General features: G+C 51.8%; 16 protein-coding genes, 2 tRNA genes, 3 rRNA genes and 1 riboswitch. Of the genes, 7 read left to right on the plus strand and 14 right to left on the minus strand.

All coding sequences use genetic code 11. The features are described 5' to 3' along the window. Nucleotides 1-26: 26 nt before the first annotated feature. From aceA to MNO13_RS23025, 8 genes are all read right to left on the minus strand, one after another. A complete protein-coding gene (gene aceA, locus MNO13_RS22990; RefSeq protein WP_241939352.1) occupies nt 27-1,334 on the minus strand; it encodes an isocitrate lyase in 1,308 nt (435 codons plus the stop codon). Nucleotides 1,335-1,367: 33 nt separating this feature from the next. Beyond that, complete coding sequence (gene aceB, locus MNO13_RS22995; RefSeq protein ID WP_241939353.1) at nt 1,368-2,966, minus strand: malate synthase A; 1,599 nt, start codon at nt 2,964-2,966, stop codon at nt 1,368-1,370. Nucleotides 2,967-3,225: 259 nt separating this feature from the next. Further along, nucleotides 3,226-4,155, minus strand: a complete 930-nt coding sequence (metA, locus tag MNO13_RS23000; protein ID WP_133523052.1) for a homoserine O-acetyltransferase MetA — start codon at nt 4,153-4,155, stop codon at nt 3,226-3,228. Between the two features lie 257 nt (nt 4,156-4,412). Next, nucleotides 4,413-4,528 (minus strand): 5S ribosomal RNA (gene rrf, locus MNO13_RS23005). A gap of 113 nt (nt 4,529-4,641) precedes the next feature. After that, a 23S ribosomal RNA gene (locus MNO13_RS23010) occupies nt 4,642-7,550 on the minus strand. 207 nt (nt 7,551-7,757) lie between these two features. Continuing rightward, a tRNA-Ala gene (locus MNO13_RS23015) sits at nt 7,758-7,833 on the minus strand. 114 nt (nt 7,834-7,947) lie between these two features. Further along, nucleotides 7,948-8,024: transfer RNA gene (locus tag MNO13_RS23020), tRNA-Ile, on the minus strand. A 69-nt stretch (nt 8,025-8,093) separates the two neighbouring features. Next, nucleotides 8,094-9,633, minus strand: a 16S ribosomal RNA gene (locus tag MNO13_RS23025). Together the 16S, 23S and 5S rRNA genes with 2 tRNA genes alongside form the textbook arrangement of a ribosomal RNA operon. A 610-nt stretch (nt 9,634-10,243) precedes the next feature. Between MNO13_RS23025 and purH the strand changes: the two genes are divergently transcribed. Both purH and purD read left to right on the plus strand, forming a co-directional pair. After that, nucleotides 10,244-11,833, plus strand: coding sequence for a bifunctional phosphoribosylaminoimidazolecarboxamide formyltransferase/IMP cyclohydrolase (gene purH, locus MNO13_RS23030; protein WP_237931507.1), 1,590 nt, complete (start codon nt 10,244-10,246; stop codon nt 11,831-11,833). Between the two features lie 17 nt (nt 11,834-11,850). Then, nucleotides 11,851-13,143 carry a phosphoribosylamine--glycine ligase gene (gene purD / locus MNO13_RS23035; RefSeq protein WP_064541340.1) on the plus strand — a complete coding sequence of 431 codons (1,293 nt, stop codon included), beginning with the start codon at nt 11,851-11,853 and terminating at the stop codon, nt 13,141-13,143. Nucleotides 13,144-13,189: 46 nt separating this feature from the next. Here the strand turns inward: purD and MNO13_RS23040 are convergent, their stop codons facing one another. From MNO13_RS23040 to nudC, 6 genes are all read right to left on the minus strand, one after another. Next, the gene (locus MNO13_RS23040) at nt 13,190-13,888 is read right to left on the minus strand and encodes a DUF1481 domain-containing protein (RefSeq protein WP_064541404.1); all 699 of its coding nucleotides are present in this window, start codon (nt 13,886-13,888) and stop codon (nt 13,190-13,192) included. 14 nt (nt 13,889-13,902) lie between these two features. After that, nucleotides 13,903-14,175, minus strand: coding sequence for a nucleoid-associated protein HU-alpha (gene hupA / locus MNO13_RS23045; protein WP_032615913.1), 273 nt, complete (start codon nt 14,173-14,175; stop codon nt 13,903-13,905). Between the two features lie 186 nt (nt 14,176-14,361). Next, nucleotides 14,362-14,952 (minus strand): YjaG family protein, encoded by a 591-nt coding sequence (locus tag MNO13_RS23050; protein ID WP_064541343.1) that lies wholly within the window; start codon nt 14,950-14,952, stop codon nt 14,362-14,364. 43 nt (nt 14,953-14,995) lie between these two features. Next, nucleotides 14,996-15,667 carry a deoxyribonuclease V gene (gene nfi / locus MNO13_RS23055; protein ID WP_064541346.1) on the minus strand — a complete coding sequence of 224 codons (672 nt, stop codon included), beginning with the start codon at nt 15,665-15,667 and terminating at the stop codon, nt 14,996-14,998. Nucleotides 15,668-15,676: 9 nt separating this feature from the next. Then, the gene (hemE, locus tag MNO13_RS23060; RefSeq protein ID WP_064541349.1) at nt 15,677-16,741 is read right to left on the minus strand and encodes a uroporphyrinogen decarboxylase; all 1,065 of its coding nucleotides are present in this window, start codon (nt 16,739-16,741) and stop codon (nt 15,677-15,679) included. Between the two features lie 34 nt (nt 16,742-16,775). Beyond that, the gene (gene nudC / locus MNO13_RS23065; RefSeq protein ID WP_064541351.1) at nt 16,776-17,549 is read right to left on the minus strand and encodes an NAD(+) diphosphatase; all 774 of its coding nucleotides are present in this window, start codon (nt 17,547-17,549) and stop codon (nt 16,776-16,778) included. A gap of 93 nt (nt 17,550-17,642) precedes the next feature. On the opposite strand from nudC, the gene rsd reads away from it, so the two are divergent. The 5 genes from rsd (at nt 17,643) to thiS (ending at nt 21,865) form a co-directional block, all read left to right on the plus strand. Beyond that, nucleotides 17,643-18,146 (plus strand): sigma D regulator, encoded by a 504-nt coding sequence (gene rsd / locus MNO13_RS23070; RefSeq protein ID WP_241939354.1) that lies wholly within the window; start codon nt 17,643-17,645, stop codon nt 18,144-18,146. 51 nt (nt 18,147-18,197) lie between these two features. After that, nucleotides 18,198-18,308: riboswitch (TPP riboswitch) on the plus strand. Between the two features lie 88 nt (nt 18,309-18,396). Beyond that, on the plus strand, nt 18,397-20,298 hold the full coding sequence (gene thiC / locus MNO13_RS23075; RefSeq protein WP_133523179.1) for a phosphomethylpyrimidine synthase ThiC: 1,902 nt from the start codon (nt 18,397-18,399) through the stop codon (nt 20,296-20,298). Then, on the plus strand, nt 20,298-20,933 hold the full coding sequence (thiE, locus tag MNO13_RS23080) for a thiamine phosphate synthase (RefSeq protein WP_232887436.1): 636 nt from the start codon (nt 20,298-20,300) through the stop codon (nt 20,931-20,933). The genes thiC and thiE overlap by 1 nt, the downstream gene beginning before the upstream one ends. Beyond that, nucleotides 20,926-21,681 carry a HesA/MoeB/ThiF family protein gene (locus MNO13_RS23085; RefSeq protein WP_241939355.1) on the plus strand — a complete coding sequence of 252 codons (756 nt, stop codon included), beginning with the start codon at nt 20,926-20,928 and terminating at the stop codon, nt 21,679-21,681. Before thiE ends, MNO13_RS23085 begins: the two co-directional genes overlap by 8 nt. Further along, nucleotides 21,665-21,865, plus strand: a complete 201-nt coding sequence (gene thiS, locus MNO13_RS23090) for a sulfur carrier protein ThiS (protein WP_241939356.1) — start codon at nt 21,665-21,667, stop codon at nt 21,863-21,865. Before MNO13_RS23085 ends, thiS begins: the two co-directional genes overlap by 17 nt.

Raw genomic sequence — 21,865 nt, forward strand, 5'->3', positions numbered from 1 at the left:
GGGAGAAGGTTGGGATGAGGGTTGTTTTAGAACTGTTCTTCTTCCGTCGAACCCGTTAACGCCGTCACCGAAGACGCGCCGCCCTGAATAATCGTCGTCACTCGGTCGAAATAACCCGTGCCCACTTCCTGCTGATGGGAAACGAAGGTGTAGCCTTCAGGTGCTGCGGCAAATTCTGGTTGCTGGACTTTCTCAACGTAATGACGCATCCCCTCTCCCTGCGCGTAAGCGTGCGCCAGGTCGAACATGTTGAACCACATGCTGTGAATGCCTGCCAGTGTAATGAACTGGTATTTGTAACCCATTGCTGACAGCTCCTCCTGGAAGGACGCGATGGTTTTGTCATCAAGATTTTTCTTCCAGTTAAATGATGGCGAGCAGTTGTAGGCCAGTAATTTACCAGGGAAGCGAGCATGAATGGCATCGGCAAAACGGCGCGCCTGCTCAAGGTCTGGCTTTGACGTTTCACACCACACCAAATCGGCGTACGGCGCATAGGCCAGGCCGCGGCTGATTGCTTGTTCGATACCAGCACGAGTGCGGTAGAAGCCTTCTTGTGTGCGCTCACCAGTGACAAATTCGCGGTCGTATTCGTCGCAATCAGAGGTGATCAAATCCGCAGCATCGGCGTCGGTACGGGCAATCACCAGCGTCGATACGCCCATAACGTCAGCAGCAAGACGAGCAGCAACCAGTTTCTGAATGGCTTCCTGAGTCGGTACCAGTACCTTGCCGCCCATGTGTCCGCATTTCTTCACGGATGCCAGTTGGTCTTCAAAGTGAACGGCAGCGGCACCGGCCTGAATCATCGATTTCATCAGCTCGAATGCGTTCAGTACGCCACCAAAACCCGCTTCGGCATCGGCGACGATCGGCAGGTAGTAATCGACATAGCGCGGATCCCCTTCTTCAATGTTCGAGGCCCATTGGATCTGATCGGCGCGGCGGAAAGTATTGTTGATCCGATCGACCACCGCAGGGACTGAGTTTGCCGGGTATAGCGATTGGTCCGGGTACATGCTGGAAGACAGGTTGGCATCTGCCGCCACCTGCCAACCAGAAAGATAGATGGCTTCAATACCTGCTTTTGCCTGTTGTAACGCTTGCCCGCCAGTTAACGCACCCAGGCTATTGATATAACCTTTTTTCGATTCGCCATGTAGCAAACGCCACATCCTGGCCGCGCCATTTTGCGCCAGGGTACATTCCGGATTCACCGAGCCGCGCAGCTTAATGACTTCTTCTGCGCTATACGGGCGCTTAATGCCTTCCCAGCGTGGTTGTGTCCAGTCTTGTTGTAATTGTTGGATTTGTTGGGTGCGTGAGGTTTTCATTGTAGATGCTCCATATTTTTATTTGTGTAGGGTTCAGGCAAGCAGGCGGTAGCCTGGCAGCGTCAGGAAGTCGATTAACGTATCGGAAGTGGTGATTTGCTCCATCAGGCGAGCGGCTTCATCGAAACGCCCCTGGCTGAAACGCTTGTCACCTAATTCTTCCTGAATAACGAACATTTCTTCAGCCAGCATTTGGCTGAACAGCGCCTTAGTGACTGTCTCACCGTTACTCAACGTTTTTTCATGATGAATCCACTGCCAGATAGAAGTACGGGAAATCTCTGCGGTCGCAGCATCTTCCATCAAGCCGTAAATCGGTACGCAACCATTGCCAGAAATCCATGCTTCGATGTACTGCACCGCCACGCGAATATTGGCTCGCATACCCGCTTCTGTGCGCTCACCAGGACAAGGTTCAAGCAGTTGTGCGGCAGTAATCGGTGCGTCTTCTTCACGCAAAACAGGAAGCTGGTTTTTATCGTCGCCCAACGCTTTGCTAAAGACCTCCATCACTGTGTCAGCAAGGCCCGGATGCGCAATCCATGTGCCGTCATGGCCATTGGTCGCTTCCATTTGTTTGTCGGCTTTAACTTTGTTAAGCACCCAGTAGTTACGCTGGCTGTCTTTACTTGGAATAAATGCCGCCATGCCGCCCATGGCGAAAGCACCACGGCGATGACAGGTTTTAATCAGCAAGCGCGAATAAGCATTCAGGAAGGGTTTGTCCATGGTGACGGACTGCCTGTCCGGAAGGACGCGATCCGGATGATTCTTTAGTGTCTTGATGTAGCTGAAAATGTAATCCCAGCGGCCACAATTCAGCCCCACAATGTGATCTCGCAGCGCATGCAGGATCTCGTCCATCTGGAATACCGCAGGGAGCGTTTCAATCAGCAACGTCGCTTTAATGGTGCCACGCGGCAGAGAGAAATGATCTTCAGTAAAACTGAAGACTTCACTCCACCAGGCCGCTTCTTGCCAGGATTGCGTTTTTGGCAGGTAGAAATACGGGCCGCTACCTTTTGCCTGCAAGGCGTCCACGTTATGGAAGAAGTAGAGTGCGAAGTCGAACAAGCTGCCTGGAATAGGCTCATCACGCCAGGTGACATGTTTTTCTGGTAAGTGCAGGCCACGAACACGGCAGACTAATACGGCTGGATCAGGCTTCAACTGGTAGATTTTACCGGCTTCGTTAGTCCAGCTGATCGTCCCGCGAATGGCGTCGCGCAGGTTGATTTGGCCGTCGATCACTTTGCTCCAGCTGGGAGCGAGGGAGTCTTCAAAGTCAGCCATAAAAACTTTGACGTTAGCATTCAGCGCGTTAATCACCATTTTGCGTTCGACAGGCCCGGTGATCTCAACGCGGCGGTCGAGTAAATCGGCCGGAATACCGCGAATAGTCCATTCTGATTCACGAATGGAACTGGTTTCCGAAATAAAATCTGGAAGTTTCCCTGCGTCAATCTCAGCCTGCTGAACGGTGCGTGCCGCCAGTAGCTTATTACGCTGCGGTGTAAAGCGGGTGACGAGCTCACTGAGAAACTCTACTGCATCAGGCGTCAGAATCTGTCGCTCTGGTTCACCAAACGGCTGGCTAAAGGCCAACTCTGCGCTAACTGTCTGTTGTGTCATTGGATTTCTCCCCTCGTCTTATCCCATCGATCATGCCAAATAGATCTGGTACGTCCAGTGTCTGGTTTTCATTCAACAGAGTTAAGACTACTTCATGATTTTTTAAAATCAAAAACAATTTCCATTTTTGAAATGAAAATCATTTATCACATTGATATATATGAAATTAAAATTTATTCATTTGGGGAATGTGTTTTTAGAAAACAAAAAAGGCACCTTAAAGTGCCTTGATCGTAGAGGTGACGGGATGCTGAAACGCTTAGTCGAGCGTTGGATTCATATTGCGCAGATCGAATGGAGTGATCTGGTAGACGTAGTAGTTTAGCCAGTTGGTGAACAGCAAATTCCCGTGGCTACGCCATGTTGCATGTGGCTTCTTCTGCGGATCGTTACCAGGGAAATAGTTATATGGCACTTCAGGGTTCAAGCCTGCTTCTACATCGCGGAAATACTCACCTGACAGTGTGTGCGAATCATATTCCGGATGGCCGGTGACAAATGCGATACGCTTGTCTTTGCTGCCAAATAAGTACGCATCCCCCTCTTCTGATTCAGCCAGAACTTCAAGATCGGTATAGTCACGAATCAATGATGCGGGGAAATCTGCGTAGCGTGAGTGTGGTGCCAGAAAAGTGTCGTCAAAACCGCGAGTTAACAAGGCATGTGGGTAAGTGAGGTTGTGTGCATAAACGCCAGACAGCTTATCATTGCGCGTTTGTTTAGGGATGCCGTAGAGAATATTCAGTGCAGCCTGCACAGCCCAACACACAAAGAGTGTTGAGGTAACATGATCTTTTGCCCAATGAATCACCTGTTCGATCTGTGGCCAATACGCAACATCGTTAAATTCTACCAGGCCAAGTGGGGCTCCTGTGACAATCAGACCATCAAAATTTTCATCCTGAATATCTTCGAAGTTGCAGTAGAAATTGTTGAGATGTTCAGTCGGTGTATTACGGGATTCACGGGAGTCGATGCGTAACAGCTGGACGTCAACCTGCAGGGGAGAGTTAGAAAGCAGACGCAAAAACTGGTTTTCGGTCTCAATCTTTTTCGGCATCAGATTAAGTATGAGCACCTTTAGCGGACGGATCTCCTGGTTGCTTGCGCGCGATGTAGTCATAACAAAGACATTCTCATCCCGCAGGAAATTGACGGCTGGTAACTCATCCTGCACCCGAATTGGCATAACCTTATATCCTCACAACATACGTTTAAACGTTTAGACATCCAGATAGCTGAAGATAACCCGACATATGTCAAATGTCGAGTATTCATAAGATAGTTGAAAATGTTTCACTTAAGCACGGATTTTAGAAATAGTGGATTAAACTGCGTACAGGCATGATCTTCAGAGGATTAGAGGGAGGAGATGAGTGTAATTTTCGTAAATCGCAGACAGCAAAAAGCCCTGTACGTCAGTACAGGGCTTTTTGCTTAATTGGAGCCTGGCAGTTCCCTACTCTCGCATGGGGAGACCCCACACTACCATCGGCGCTACGGCGTTTCACTTCTGAGTTCGGCATGGGGTCAGGTGGGACCACCGCGCTAGTGCCGCCAGGCATATTCTGTTTCATCAACCGTCACAGTCTTATCTGTAACCATCGACTTAAAATCTCGGTTCAAGCTGAAAATCAAATGCTTAGTCTCTCAACCAAAACACCTTCGGTGTTGTAAGGTTAAGCCTCACGGATCATTAGTACTGGTTAGCTCAACGTATCGCTACGCTTACACACCCAGCCTATCAACGTCGTAGTCTTCAACGTTCCTTCAGGACCCTTAAAGGGTCAGGGAGAACTCATCTCGGGGCAAGTTTCGCGCTTAGATGCTTTCAGCGCTTATCTTTTCCGCATTTAGCTACCGGGCAATGCCATTGGCATGACAACCCGAACACCAGTGATGCGTCCACTCCGGTCCTCTCGTACTAGGAGCAGCCCCCCTCAATTCTCCAGCGCCCACGGCAGATAGGGACCGAACTGTCTCACGACGTTCTAAACCCAGCTCGCGTACCACTTTAAATGGCGAACAGCCATACCCTTGGGACCTACTTCAGCCCCAGGATGTGATGAGCCGACATCGAGGTGCCAAACACCGCCGTCGATATGAACTCTTGGGCGGTATCAGCCTGTTATCCCCGGAGTACCTTTTATCCGTTGAGCGATGGCCCTTCCATTCAGAACCACCGGATCACTAAGACCTGCTTTCGCACCTGCTCGAGCCGTCACTCTCGCAGTCAAGCTAGCTTATGCCTTTGCACTAACCTCACGATGTCCGACCGTGATTAGCTAACCTTCGTGCTCCTCCGTTACGCTTTAGGAGGAGACCGCCCCAGTCAAACTACCCACCAGACACTGTCCGCAACCCGGATTACGGGTCTACGTTAGAACACCAGCCATTAAAGGGTGGTATTTCAAGGTTGGCTCCACAAGAACTGGCGTCCTCGCTTCAAAGCCTCCCACCTATCCTACACATCAAGGACCAGTGTTCAGTGTCAAGCTATAGTAAAGGTTCACGGGGTCTTTCCGTCTTGCCGCGGGTACACTGCATCTTCACAGCGATTTCAATTTCACTGAGTCTCGGGTGGAGACAGCCTGGCCATCATTACGCCATTCGTGCAGGTCGGAACTTACCCGACAAGGAATTTCGCTACCTTAGGACCGTTATAGTTACGGCCGCCGTTTACCGGGGCTTCGATCAAGAGCTTCAGCTTGCGCTTAACCCCATCAATTAACCTTCCGGCACCGGGCAGGCGTCACACCGTATACGTCCACTTTCGTGTTTGCACAGTGCTGTGTTTTTAATAAACAGTTGCAGCCAGCTGGTATCTTCGACTGCCTTCAGCTCCACGAGTAAATCGCTTCACCTACCGACAGCGTGCCTTCTCCCGAAGTTACGGCACCATTTTGCCTAGTTCCTTCACCCGAGTTCTCTCAAGCGCCTTGGTATTCTCTACCTGACCACCTGTGTCGGTTTGGGGTACGATTTGATGCTACCTGATGCTTAGAGGCTTTTCCTGGAAGTGCGGCATTTGTTACTTCAGCACCGTAGTGCCTCGTCATCACACCTCAGCGTTGAATAAGAGTCCGGATTTACCTAAACTCTCCGCCTACATGCTTAAACCGGGACAACCGTCGCCCGGCTAACATAGCCCTCTCCGTCCCCCCTTCGCAGTAACACCGAGTACAGGAATATTAACCTGTTTCCCATCGACTACGCCTTTCGGCCTCGCCTTAGGGGTCGACTCACCCTGCCCCGATTAACGTTGGACAGGAACCCTTGGTCTTCCGGCGAGCGGGTTTTTCACCCGCTTTATCGTTACTTATGTCAGCATTCGCACTTCTGATACCTCCACCAGACCTCACAGTCCAGCTTCAACGGCTTACAGAACGCTCCCCTACCCAACAACGCATAAGCGTCGCTGCCGCAGCTTCGGTGCATGGTTTAGCCCCGTTACATCTTCCGCGCAGGCCGACTCGACCAGTGAGCTATTACGCTTTCTTTAAATGATGGCTGCTTCTAAGCCAACATCCTGGCTGTCTGTGCCTTCCCACATCGTTTCCCACTTAACCATGACTTTGGGACCTTAGCTGGCGGTCTGGGTTGTTTCCCTCTTCACGACGGACGTTAGCACCCGCCGTGTGTCTCCCGTGATAACATTCTTCGGTATTCGGAGTTTGCATCGGGTTGGTAAGCCGGGATGGCCCCCTAGCCGAAACAGTGCTCTACCCCCGAAGATGAGTTCACGAGGCGCTACCTAAATAGCTTTCGGGGAGAACCAGCTATCTCCCGGTTTGATTGGCCTTTCACCCCCAGCCACAAGTCATCCGCTAATTTTTCAACATTAGTCGGTTCGGTCCTCCAGTTAGTGTTACCCAACCTTCAACCTGCCCATGGCTAGATCACCGGGTTTCGGGTCTATACCCTGCAACTTAACGCCCAGTTAAGACTCGGTTTCCCTGCGGCTCCCCTATACGGTTAACCTTGCTACAGAATATAAGTCGCTGACCCATTATACAAAAGGTACGCAGTCACCCCATAAAAGAGGCTCCCACTGCTTGTACGTACACGGTTTCAGGTTCTGTTTCACTCCCCTCGCCGGGGTTCTTTTCGCCTTTCCCTCACGGTACTGGTTCACTATCGGTCAGTCAGGAGTATTTAGCCTTGGAGGATGGTCCCCCCATATTCAGACAGGATACCACGTGTCCCGCCCTACTCTTCGAGTTCACAGCATGTGCATTTTTGTGTACGGGAGTATCACCCTGTACCCTGCGACTTTCCAGACGCTTCCACTAATACACAAACTGATTCAGACTCTGGGCTGCTCCCCGTTCGCTCGCCGCTACTGGGGGAATCTCGGTTGATTTCTTTTCCTCGGGGTACTTAGATGTTTCAGTTCCCCCGGTTCGCTTCGTTAAGCTATGTATTCACTTAACGATAGTGTGACGAATCACACTGGGTTTCCCCATTCGGAAATCGTCGGTTATAACGGTTCATATCACCTTACCGACGCTTATCGCAGATTAGCACGTCCTTCATCGCCTCTGACTGCCAGGGCATCCACCGTGTACGCTTAGTCGCTTAACCTCACAACCCGAAGATGTCTCGTAAGACACAATCGTATGTTGTGAAAATTTGAGAGACTCGAACATATCGTATTCCCATTCCTTATTACGGAGGAATGAGACGACATGTCGTTTCAATTTTCAGCTTGTTCCGGATTTTTAAAGAGCAAATACTTCTCAGCACACTGTTAAACAGTACACTTAGAAGTATTGGGTGAGCATGAAATGATGGTGGAGCTAAGCGGGATCGAACCGCTGACCTCCTGCGTGCAAGGCAGGCGCTCTCCCAGCTGAGCTATAGCCCCATCGATTTCGTAAAACCTTTTGATTTACCTTTAACTTCTCATCAGGCAAGGCGCGTCACCGCGAAGCATACTAAAGTATGTGAGCGGGGTCGCAACACAGCATGGAGAGAAGTTTGGTAGGCCTGAGTGGACTTGAACCACCGACCTCACCCTTATCAGGGGTGCGCTCTAACCACCTGAGCTACAAGCCTATAAGGTTTTACTGCTCGTTTTCTATCAGACAATCTGTGTGAGCACTACGCAAGTTCGTATCTATTAGGTAAGGAGGTGATCCAACCGCAGGTTCCCCTACGGTTACCTTGTTACGACTTCACCCCAGTCATGAATCACAAAGTGGTAAGCGCCCTCCCGAAGGTTAAGCTACCTACTTCTTTTGCAACCCACTCCCATGGTGTGACGGGCGGTGTGTACAAGGCCCGGGAACGTATTCACCGTAGCATTCTGATCTACGATTACTAGCGATTCCGACTTCACGGAGTCGAGTTGCAGACTCCGATCCGGACTACGACGCACTTTATGAGGTCCGCTTGCTCTCGCGAGGTCGCTTCTCTTTGTATGCGCCATTGTAGCACGTGTGTAGCCCTACTCGTAAGGGCCATGATGACTTGACGTCATCCCCACCTTCCTCCAGTTTATCACTGGCAGTCTCCTTTGAGTTCCCGGCCGAACCGCTGGCAACAAAGGATAAGGGTTGCGCTCGTTGCGGGACTTAACCCAACATTTCACAACACGAGCTGACGACAGCCATGCAGCACCTGTCTCAGAGTTCCCGAAGGCACTAAGCTATCTCTAGCAAATTCTCTGGATGTCAAGAGTAGGTAAGGTTCTTCGCGTTGCATCGAATTAAACCACATGCTCCACCGCTTGTGCGGGCCCCCGTCAATTCATTTGAGTTTTAACCTTGCGGCCGTACTCCCCAGGCGGTCGACTTAACGCGTTAGCTCCGGAAGCCACTCCTCAAGGGAACAACCTCCAAGTCGACATCGTTTACGGCGTGGACTACCAGGGTATCTAATCCTGTTTGCTCCCCACGCTTTCGCACCTGAGCGTCAGTCTTTGTCCAGGGGGCCGCCTTCGCCACCGGTATTCCTCCAGATCTCTACGCATTTCACCGCTACACCTGGAATTCTACCCCCCTCTACAAGACTCTAGCCTGCCAGTTTCGAATGCAGTTCCCAGGTTGAGCCCGGGGATTTCACATCCGACTTGACAGACCGCCTGCGTGCGCTTTACGCCCAGTAATTCCGATTAACGCTTGCACCCTCCGTATTACCGCGGCTGCTGGCACGGAGTTAGCCGGTGCTTCTTCTGCGAGTAACGTCAATCGCCAAGGTTATTAACCTTAACGCCTTCCTCCTCGCTGAAAGTACTTTACAACCCGAAGGCCTTCTTCATACACGCGGCATGGCTGCATCAGGCTTGCGCCCATTGTGCAATATTCCCCACTGCTGCCTCCCGTAGGAGTCTGGACCGTGTCTCAGTTCCAGTGTGGCTGGTCATCCTCTCAGACCAGCTAGGGATCGTCGCCTAGGTGAGCCATTACCTCACCTACTAGCTAATCCCATCTGGGCACATCTGATGGCAAGAGGCCCGAAGGTCCCCCTCTTTGGTCCGAAGACGTTATGCGGTATTAGCTACCGTTTCCAGTAGTTATCCCCCTCCATCAGGCAGTTTCCCAGACATTACTCACCCGTCCGCCGCTCGTCACCCAGGAGCAAGCTCCCTGTGCTACCGCTCGACTTGCATGTGTTAGGCCTGCCGCCAGCGTTCAATCTGAGCCATGATCAAACTCTTCAATTAAAAGCTTGATTTGCTTCAACTCGTGAAGCGGTGCTCAAAAATTAACTTTCGTAATAATTCAACTAAATGAATTACTGCTTGGTCACTCTTCAAGACTTGATATTTTTTTGATACCCGAAGGTATCTGAGATATCAATCCTGCGAGTGCCCACACAGATTGTCTGATAAATTGTTAAAGAGCAGTGAGTTAGGCGCTTTCGCTTGCTAACTCGAGGTGGCGTATATTACGCTTTCCTCTTTCAGAGTCAACCCTTAATTTCAGGATATTTGACTCTCATCGCCGCCGTTACTCTGTGATGTTGTTCACATGTTCCGTGTCGATGGAGGCGCATTATAGGGAGTTCTGCTGAGGCTGCAAGCCTAAATATGCAGTAATTTGACTGACTGCTGCAATCCCCAGCAAAACCCCGCCTTATACGCAGTTGTGCACAAAGTTATCCACAATTGTGATGAAGTCCCAAATTTTGCGAGCGTGACGCAAACGTTTTCGCTACAATGCCCCCGCATTAAAAGGACACCCCGTTTTGGGGCGTTAGCTGAGTTTTAGGGAAAATAACTAAAATTCAGCTAACGCTCTTCTATATGCGAACCAAAGCTAAGGGATCAAACCATGCAACAACGTCGTCCTGTACGCCGCGCTCTGCTCAGTGTTTCTGACAAAGCCGGTATCGTCGAATTCGCCCAGGCGCTCTCCCAACGTGGCGTGGAGCTGCTGTCCACTGGCGGAACCGCTCATCTGCTGGCTAAAGCTGGCCTGCCGGTAACCGAAGTCTCTGACTACACCGGTTTCCCGGAGATGATGGATGGACGTGTCAAAACCCTGCATCCAAAAGTCCACGGCGGCATTCTGGGTCGTCGCGGCCAGGATGATGCCATCATGGAACAACACGCTATCTCCCCGATTGATATGGTTGTCGTCAACCTCTATCCATTCGCCCAGACTGTTGCCCGCGAAGGTTGCTCTCTGGAAGATGCGGTAGAGAATATTGATATCGGCGGCCCAACCATGGTGCGCTCGGCGGCGAAGAACCATAAAGATGTCGCAATCGTAGTAAAGAGCAGTGACTACGAAGCGATCATTAGCGAGCTGGATGCTAACGAAGGATCCCTGACGCTCGAGACTCGTTTCGATTTGGCGATTAAGGCTTTCGAGCACACCGCCGCTTACGACAGCATGATCGCCAACTACTTCGGTAGCATGGTTCCTGCCTATCATGGCGAAAGCAAAGATCCTTCCGGTCGCTTCCCTCGCACGATGAACCTGAACTTCATTAAGAAGCAGGATATGCGCTACGGTGAAAACAGCCACCAGCAAGCCGCCTTCTATATAGAAGAAGAAATTAAAGAAGCGTCGGTTGCCACCGCGACACAAGTTCAGGGCAAAGCGCTCTCTTATAACAACATTGCTGATACCGATGCAGCACTGGAATGTGTGAAAGAGTTCAGCGAGCCTGCCTGCGTAATCGTGAAGCACGCCAACCCTTGCGGCGTGGCTGTCAGCGATTCCTTATTTGATGCATACGACCGCGCCTATAAAACCGACCCAACTTCCGCATTCGGCGGCATCATCGCGTTCAACCGTGAACTGGATGCCGAAACCGCGCAGGCGATTATCTCTCGCCAGTTTGTCGAAGTGATTATTGCCCCGTCAGCAAGCGTTGAAGCGCTGAAGATTACTTCCGCTAAACAAAACGTTCGCGTTCTGACTTGCGGCCAGTGGCAGCAGCGTGTTCCGGGTCTGGATTTCAAACGCGTTAACGGCGGTGTGTTAGTACAGGATCGCGATCTGGGTATGGTGACGGCCGCAGACCTGCGTGTTGTCAGCAAGCGCCAGCCGACAGAGCAAGAACTACGTGATGCGTTGTTCTGCTGGAAGGTGGCGAAGTTCGTGAAGTCCAACGCGATTGTCTATGCCCGCGAGAATATGACTATCGGTATAGGTGCGGGCCAGATGAGCCGTGTTTACTCCGCCAAAATCGCCGGTATCAAAGCAAGCGATGAAGGCCTGGAAGTGAAAGGTTCAGCAATGGCGTCTGATGCCTTCTTCCCATTCCGTGACGGTATTGATGCCGCAGCGGCAGTTGGCGTGAGCTGTGTTATCCAGCCTGGCGGCTCGATCCGCGATGACGAAGTGATTGCCGCCGCTGACGAACATGGGATCGCGATGATCTTCACAGACATGCGCCACTTCCGCCATTAATCCTGGAGCATCTATAAATGAAAGTATTAGTGATAGGTAATGGTGGGCGCGAACATGCGCTGGCCTGGAAAGCGTCACAGTCGCCATTGGTACGCACGGTATTCGTTGCACCAGGCAATGCCGGTACAGCTCTGGAACCTGCTTTGCAGAACGTGGCGATTAACCCGACGGACATTCCTGCTCTGTTGAGTTTTGCGCAAAATGAAAAAATCGACCTGACGATTGTTGGCCCGGAAGCACCACTGGTGATTGGCGTGGTTGATGCCTTCCGTGCCGCTGGTCTGAAAATCTTTGGCCCAACCCAAGGTGCCGCGCAGTTAGAAGGCTCTAAAGCCTTTACCAAGGATTTCCTGGCTCGCCATAAAATCCCAACTGCTGAATACCAGAACTTCACCGAAGTGGAGCCTGCTCTGGCCTACGTCCGTGAAAAAGGTGCACCGATTGTGATTAAGGCCGATGGCCTGGCCGCAGGTAAAGGCGTGATTGTCGCTATGACGCTGGAAGAAGCAGAAGCCGCCGTTAACGATATGCTGGCGGGTAACGCATTTGGTGATGCCGGCCACCGTATCGTGGTGGAAGAGTTCCTTGATGGCGAAGAAGCCAGCTTCATTGTCATGGTAGACGGCGAAAACGTGTTACCAATGGCCACCAGCCAGGATCATAAGCGTGTTGGCGATGGCGATAGCGGCCCGAATACTGGCGGTATGGGTGCGTACTCCCCGGCTCCGGTCGTGACTGATGAAGTCCACCAGCGTGCTATGGATCTGGTTATCTGGCCGACCGTGCGCGGCATGGCAGCTGAAGGGAATACCTATACCGGTTTCCTGTATGCCGGGCTGATGATCGACAAGCAAGGTAACCCAAAGGTTATCGAGTTTAACTGCCGCTTTGGCGACCCTGAAACCCAGCCTATTATGCTGCGCCTACAATCAGACCTGGTTGAGCTGTGCCTCGCCGCATGTGATGGCAAGCTGGACGTGACAACATCGAAGTGGGACGAGCGCCCATCTCTGGGTGTAGTGATGGCGGCTGGCGGCTACCCTGCCGATTACCGTCACGGTGATGTGATTCACGGTCTGCCACTTGAAGAAGTCGCAGACGGCAAAGTATTCCACGCCGGAACCAAATTGCGTGAAGACGATATGGTGGTGACTAATGGTGGTCGCGTTCTGTGCGTGACCGCATTAGGCGATACCGTCGCACAAGCGCAGCAGCGAGCTTATGAGTTAATGAAGGATATCCACTGGGATGGCAGTTTTAGCCGCTCAGACATTGGTTATCGTGCCATTGAGCGTGAAAACGCGAAATAAGACTCGAAGTGCTCCTGAAAGACCGCCCGCGTGGCGGTTTTTTTATCTAGAATTTCGCAGGCTTCGGTTGCCAGCTACAGAAGTCCTGATTCGCCACCAGTAATAGTTGTGAACCTTCTGGTGCTTCCAGCCACGCAATGCTGACATCCATCGATGAGTGACGTTGTCGATTCGCAATATGGCTTAGCGCCGCGCTATCGAGATTGGGTTCGATTGTCTCGCCTTCACAGGTCGTCACTGTACCATTGCTGTGCCAGCGCCCTTGTCGCAAAACAACACGCCCAGTACGCAATGCTTCACTTGTGGCTTTCATCTGGCTCGCCTGATATTGATACAAGGCGATTTGGTCGTTAGAGAGCTGCTGCTTTTGACCGTCTACTTCGCGCTGCATAAAGCTCAGTTCGCCGTGATCGTCAAAACGCACTTTTACGTGCTCTGACGGCTGACTCAAAATCGTCATTTCAATCGAAATGAGTTGCTCACCCTGCCAACGGTAATCACTGGTGGTGGTTGCACCCTTCTGCCTCGGGCTAAACGCCGTAAGCATGCGGATAGTGTCATCATCACTGTTGTCTTTACGCCAAATGCGCACAACACCTTGATCGGCAATATAGCCGCTCGCGGTAAATGGCGGGAGAGGAGGTTTGCTGCTGCATGCCATTAACAGCAATGTGCCTGTCAGAACGGCCAAAGGACGCCAGACAAACAAAAGGGGCGTAAACGCCCCCCTGCTAAAACTGTTCACTGACACTTGTTAACTTACTTAACAGCGTCTTTCAGTGCTTTGCCTGAAACAAATGCCGGCACGTTAGCTGCGGCGATTTTGATTTCATTACCGGTTTGCGGGTTGCGGCCAGTGCGCTCAGCACGGTGGTTTACCTTGAAGGTACCGAAACCAACCAGTTGTACAGCATCACCTTCTTTCAGAGACTCAGTAATTGCAGCCAGAGTGGATTCCAGAGCAGCTTTAGCCTGTACTTTAGACAGGTCAGCCTTGTCAGCAATTACATCAATCAGTTGAGTCTTGTTCATAAGTTATCCTTACAATGTGTTTATCGCTTGCTAAGCATCGAGTGCGACGGAAATGCCAAAAAAGCACTCTCCTGCATACACGCACCGATAGCCACTATTTTTCGCCCCACAAATGTAGACCAGACGGGGGGCTAATTGGAAGCCTTCAGGGGTGACAATTCGGACTGTAAGTCACGTTTTGCTGTCTTACTGCTGAAAAATTATACCAATATTGCTGCTACCCGCCTCGCGCAGGTCCGAGCGAAGCCCTTTGATCAACTCAATATCACGTTCTTCGCAGTCAGCCAACAGACGGAAAATCTCCCACTGAATGTCCCATTCCTCTTCAACAGCAGGGTTTTCTTTCAGTTCTTCGTCGGTCATTTCGCGACCAGCCTGGGTCATTTCTAACATAGCAACAGTCGTAATTGATGCCTTGCTGACTTCAATTGCGTGTTCCAGCGTTTCCCCTGAAAGACGTGAATGAAGTAATTCACTCAGCGCAACGCAAGCATCGATTGCCGGATAAACACCGTAAATATCGTAGTCATCAGCAACTGGAATACCTTCTTCGAATTTCTCGAGTTGGCTATCAAAGTTAACTTTCGCATCTTTGACCGTCAATGTTTCCCAAATCAAATCGAGAATGCGGCGATACAGTTGAGGATCACCAAATTCGGTCTGCTGGCAGAACATGGCGTAATTCGGGTACATACGTTCGCATAAAGAAGCCATGAAAGTGACATGCTGCCAGCTTTCCAGTTTCTCAAGGCGCAGATGGATTGGGTTTTGTAACATAACGATGTCTCAAAGACGGAATATTAGCGGCAGTTTACCTTAATCACCCTTGAATTGCTTGCCACCGAGTGAAAGCCGGACGCCCCGAAGCTACGGCATCCGCCCAGCGAGTCGGCTCGGGTAAACGGTAACCTGCCAGGCAACGATTAACCCATAACAACGCGGTATCAAGGCTGACACGATGGCCTGTTGAGACAAACAGCGGGTTGCAGCGCTTTTTACTGCGCAGCACCCAGGCAAGCGCTTCACCTTTGTCGGTCAGCAACTGGCAAGCGCCAGGTTCTTCAGAGAGCGCGTCAAACTTCCCACACAAGCGTTTCTTGGCAACGCCAATCGTCGGCACATCCACCAGTAGGCCAAAATGGGCAGCAACGCCCAAACGCCGTGGGTGCGAAATGCCGTGGCCATCGACAAACAGCAGGTCAGGTTTTTGCGATAGCATTTCCCACGCGGCAAGCAGTGCGGGATATTCGCGAAACGAAAGGAATCCGGGGATATAAGGCATGGTGGTGGCGACACGCGCCACCTGATATTCAACCAGCTCGAGGGAAGGATATTTCAACAGTACGATTGCGGCTCGTGTCACATCACCACCCTGCTCAAAACCAACGTCAGCCCCGGCGATTAACCGGGGAGGATCTTGATCAAAGCGATCCTCGCGGCAGACCTGTGAAGCGAGTTCGATCTGTTGTGCGCGCAAGCTTGCAAGATCCATCCCCGATCCTTACTGGTGATACGGCTTCGACAAACGGTGCACCGCTTCGACAAATGCACCCGCGTGTTCTGGTGGAACATCCTGGTGAATACCGTGGCCCAGGTTAAAGACATGCCCTTCGCCTTTACCGAACCCAGCCAGAATAGTCGCCACTTCTTCTTCAATGCGAGCCGGTTGCGCATACAGCATGGACGGGTCCATATTACCCTGCAACGCCACTTTATGGCCCACACGACGGCGAGCGTCGGCAATGTCGGTCGTCCAGTCTAACCCCAGCGCATCACAGCCGGTTTCAGCCATTGCTTCCAGCCACTGGCCGCCGCCTTTGGTAAACATCGTCACCGGCACACGACGACCTTCGTTTTCACGCAGCAGGCCATCAATGATCTTATGCATGTAATACAGCGAGAACTGCTGATAATCACGCCCGGTCAACACGCCGCCCCAGGTATCGAAAATCATCACCGACTGCGCACCCGCTTTGATTTGCGCATTCAGATACAGCGTGACGCTTTGCGCCAGCTTGTCGAGCAGAAGATGCAGCGCTTGCGGGTCGGCATACATCATCTTTTTGATAACGGTAAAGGCTTTGCTGCTACCACCTTCAACCATATAAGTCGCCAACGTCCACGGGCTGCCGGTAAAACCAATCAACGGTACTTCGCCTTTTAGCTCACGGCGAATGGTACGCACTGCATTCATCACATAACCCAGTTCATCTTCTGGATCAGGAATGGGCAGTTTTTCAACATCGGCGCGGCTGGTAATCGGTGCGCGAAAACGTGGGCCTTCACCCGCTTCAAAATAGAGACCAAGCCCCATCGCATCAGGCACGGTGAGGATGTCAGAGAAGAGGATCGCTGCATCAAGCTTGTAGCGACGCAGCGGTTGCAGAGTCACTTCGCAAGCCAACTCAGCGTTTTTGCACAGTGACATAAAATCGCCGGCCTGGGCACGCGTCGCTTTATATTCTGGCAAGTAACGACCCGCCTGCCTCATCATCCATACTGGCGTGGTATCTACAGGCTGGCGTTGCAGCGCCCGTAGGTAACGATCGTTCTTCAGTTCAGTCATGTTTAATTTCCTTTGGCTGTATGCCGCCAGTTTATCACTCATATTCCGCGCGACACAGGGCGACAGTATCTTCAATCAAACGGCGCGCCACCGTGCCTGGCGGAGGCAATAATGGCAATTGATCGTAGCGATACCAACCTGCATCAAGTAACTCTTTCGGGTCGATTTCAATCTCACCGCTGTGATATTCCGCCATGAATGCGGTCATCAGCGATTGCGGGAACGGCCACGGCTGCGACGTCACATAGCGTAAATTCTTCACGCGGATACTGCTTTCTTCCATGACTTCCCGTGTCACCGCTTGTTCAAGGGTTTCCCCGACTTCAACAAACCCAGCCAATACCGTGTAAATCCCGTTGCGATGGCGCGTGTGTTGGGCAAGCAGGATATGGTCATCGCGGCGAATAGCCACAATGATGCACGGTGAGATTTGCGGGTAGTAGCGTTCGCGGCAATGGCTGCACAGCATCGCCCATTCGGTTTTGCTGACGTGCATCTCATGGCCGCAATAACCGCAGAATTTGTGCGAGCGATAGAACTCCGCCAGTTGCACACCACGCCCGGCGAGCTGGAACAACCCCACATCCTGGTCAATGACCTGACGAACAGAGCCCATATCCGCACGGCGATTTTGCCGCACCAGCCATACCGGCTCATTTTCCCACTCACCGATGGGCATCCCCATCGCACCATCAAGCTGGAATTCTTGCGCTGCTCCGTGAGGTAGTTCACCTTTTGGTAACCACAATTTTTGCTCATGACTGACGATAAACCAGCCTTGATCTAACTTTTGAATTACACGTTCCATAACCTGGTGCACATCCCCGAGTTCGCTGGTATAAACAAATAGTCATAACTATTTTGGGTACGTTTGCGCTACATTTTACTCACGGAGTCAATCATGCTTAACCAGTTAGAAAATCTGACTGAGCGCGTTGGTGGTAGTAATGCGTTAATCGACCAATGGCTTCATGCCCGCAAACAATTATTGGTGGCTTACTACAATATGGTTGGGATAAAGCCTAACAAGGAATCCCATACTGCGCTCGATGAAAAGGCTCTGGATACTTTTTGCCACAACCTGGTGGATTATCTTTCATCCGGCCATTTCAATATTTATGAACGTATTATCAGTGAAATGGAAGGCAGTAACCCACATTTAGCCGCCACTCACCTCTACTCTCAGATTGAAGCCAATACCCAGCACATCATGGATTTCTACGATTCGCATCTCGAGAGCGCGATCGATGATGATAACTACATTGAGTTCCAGAAAGCGTTGTCCGGTATCGGTGAAGCGCTGGAATCACGTTTTTCGCTGGAAGATAAGCTCATTCTGTTAGCATCCAACCACGATTTAGATAACAGTGCTAATGAGAGCGGCGGGCTGGCACGCCCTGCTTGAGTTCTGCGTTGTTAACGAGTAGTTTACATAGCGACCCGTAGTAATACGGGTTTCTTCTTGTCGGAGTGCCGAGTGCGTCAAGCACCGGCTGAGACCGTTAATTCGGGATCCGCGGAACCTGATCAGGCTAATACCTGCGAAGGGAACAAGAGTAATTCTGCTTTTGGGTTCCCCCGTGTTCGGGCGGTCCACATTCATTACTCCTCCGTTGTTCTGACAAGCCACTTCCTGATAACCACTGGAATGAGCTATGTCTATTACTGAAAAAAAATCAAACCGCCGCGAACAGCGCGCTGCTGCCCAACATTTTATCAATACCCTGGAAGGCACCGCTTTCCCTAACTCTCAGCGTATTTACCTCACTGGTTCGCGTGATGATATTCGCGTGCCAATGCGTGAAATCCAACTAAGCCCAACCACCACGGGTGGCAGCAAAGAAAAGCCGCAATTCATCCCTAACGATGCCATTCCGGTGTATGACACGTCTGGCGCCTACGGCGACCCGGCTATCAACATTGATGTGCTGCGCGGGTTGTCGCCACTACGGGAAAACTGGATTGCCGAACGTAATGATTGCGAAATCCTGACCGACCGCAGCTCTGTCTACACCAAAGAGCGCCTTGCTGATGACGGTCTGGACGAATTGCGTTTTGAAACACAACTCACGCCTCAGCGCGCTAAAGCCGGGAAAACCGTCACGCAACTGCACTATGCACGCCAGGGAATCGTGACGCCGGAAATGGAGTTCATCGCGATCCGTGAAAATATGGGCCGGGAACGCATTCGGGATGAAGTGTTACGCCACCAGCATCCAGGCCAGGGCTTTGGTGCCCGGCTGCCGGAAAATATCACGCCTGAATTTGTGCGCGAAGAAGTCGCGGCTGGCCGCGCCATTATCCCAGCCAACATTAACCATCCTGAATCCGAACCGATGATTATCGGGCGTAATTTCCTCGTTAAAGTGAATGCCAATATCGGTAACTCGGCGGTCACATCGTCCATTGAAGAAGAAGTAGAAAAACTGGTGTGGTCAACGCGTTGGGGCGCAGACACGGTAATGGACCTCTCCACTGGCCGCTATATCCACGAAACCCGCGAATGGATTTTACGTAACAGCCCAGTGCCAATCGGCACCGTGCCTATCTATCAGGCGCTGGAAAAAGTAAATGGCATCGCTGAAGACCTGACCTGGGAAATGTTCCGCGACACACTGCTGGAACAAGCCGAGCAAGGTGTGGACTACTTCACGATTCACGCTGGTGTGCTGCTGCGCTACGTGCCAATGACCGCGAAACGCCTCACTGGCATTGTCTCGCGCGGCGGCTCAATAATGGCGAAATGGTGCCTGTCGCATCATCAGGAAAACTTCCTGTATGAACACTTCCGCGAAATCTGTGAAATCTGCGCGGCTTACGACGTTTCACTCTCTTTAGGCGACGGCCTGCGCCCCGGCTCTATTCAGGATGCCAACGATGAAGCTCAATTCTCTGAACTCCACACGCTGGGCGAGTTAACCAAAATCGCCTGGGAATATGACGTACAGGTGATGATTGAAGGCCCAGGACATGTGCCGATGCAGATGATCCGCCGCAACATGACCGAAGAACTGGAGCATTGCCACGAAGCACCATTCTATACCCTCGGGCCGTTAACCACAGACATCGCACCAGGTTACGACCATTTCACTTCAGGCATTGGTGCTGCGATGATCGGCTGGTTTGGTTGCGCGATGCTGTGTTATGTCACGCCAAAAGAGCATCTCGGCCTGCCAAACAAAGAAGATGTGAAACAAGGGCTGATTACTTACAAGATTGCGGCACATGCCGCAGACCTGGCAAAAGGCCACCCTGGCGCACAAATCCGCGACAACGCCATGTCAAAAGCGCGCTTCGAATTCCGTTGGGAAGACCAGTTTAATCTCGCGTTAGACCCGTTCACCGCGCGCGCTTATCACGATGAAACGTTGCCGCAGGAATCCGGCAAAGTTGCGCACTTCTGTTCGATGTGCGGGCCAAAGTTCTGCTCAATGAAAATCTCCCAGGAAGTCCGCGATTTCGCCGCCAAACAAGCCATTGAAGTTGGTATGGAAGACATGTCGCAATCTTTCCGTGCGAAAGGTGGCGAAATTTATCTGCGTCAGGAGGAAGTGTGATAAATCAATCCGCATTCCCCCCTGTCCCACGACGGCTGGGCTTGTATCCGGTAGTAGATAGCGTTGAATGGATTGCCCGTTTGCTAGAAGCAGGCGTGCGCACTATTCAGTTGCGTATCAAAGATAAGCGTGACGATGAGGTTGAAGCCGATATTGTTGCGGCAATCAAACTCGCCCATAGCTCCAAAGCTCGTCTGTTCATCAACGATTACTGGCAACTGGCAATCAAGCATCGCGCTTACGGCGTACATCTGGGCCAGGAAGATATGGACGTTGCCAATCTGGATGCCATTCGCGATGCGGGCCTGCGCCTCGGGCTTTCCACGCATGACAATATGGAAATGGATCGCGCCCTGTCGGCGCGCCCCTCTTACATTGCGCTGGGGCATGTTTTCCCTACCAACACCAAGCAGATGCCGTCGGCCCCGCAAGGGCTTTCGCAACTCGCAGCGCATATCAAAACGTTGGGCGATTACCCGACTGTCGCCATCGGTGGGATAAGTATTGAACGCGTTCCGGCGGTACTCGCCACGGGCGTTGGAAGTGTCGCGGTGGTGAGCGCAATTACTCTGGCTCCAGACTGGCGAGCGGCAACCGCACAGCTACTGGAGCTTGTGGGAGCCGGCGATGAATGATGCCGATTTCATGCGTTACAGCCGCCAGATGCTGCTGGAAGACATCGCCATTGAAGGGCAGCAAAAACTGCTCGCCAGCAAAGTGTTAATCGTCGGGCTTGGCGGACTAGGTTCGCCAGCCGCGCTGTATCTGGCTGCGGCGGGCGTTGGTACGCTGATTCTGGCTGACGATGACCTTGTGCATATTAGCAATCTTCAGCGCCAGATTTTGTTCACTTCAAACGATCTAGACCAACCAAAATCCCTGGTCGCCCAACGCCATCTACAGCAACTTAATCCTGATATCGAACTTCAGGTTATTAGTGAACGGCTGGCGGGAAAATTACTCAGGCAGACGGTAAAAAACGCCGATTTAGTACTGGATTGCAGCGACAACCTGGCAACGCGTCATGCTATTAACGCGGCGTGCGTTACGCATAGCAAGCCGCTGATTTCCGCCAGCGCAGTCGGTTTTGGCGGGCAACTGATGGTGCTGACACCGCCGTGGGAAAATGGCTGTTATCGCTGTGTGTGGCCGGATGAACACGAGCCGGAACGTAATTGCCGCACCGCAGGAATCATCGGCCCGGTGGTGGGTGTAATGGGAACATTGCAGGCACTGGAAGCGATAAAACTACTGAGCGGAATGCTCCCGGCCAGCGGTTCTTTGCGCCTGTTCGACGGCCGTCAACATAGCTGGCGCACCCTCGCTATGCAGAAAGCGGCGGGCTGCCCGGTATGCGGAGGGCAAGATGCACATTCAGTTTAACGACGAGCCGATACAATGCGTGGAAAACCTGACATTGGCAAAGCTGCTGGAACAATTGCGTTTCTTGCAGCCAGGCGTCGCGCTGGCGATCAACCAGACCATCATTCCGCGTGAGCAATGGGAAACTTATTTGTTGAGTGATGGCGACCAGATCCTGCTTTTTCAGGCTATAGCCGGGGGCTAA

Source organism: Buttiauxella ferragutiae, from assembly GCF_022637515.1.
Lineage (GTDB): Bacteria > Pseudomonadota > Gammaproteobacteria > Enterobacterales > Enterobacteriaceae > Buttiauxella > Buttiauxella ferragutiae.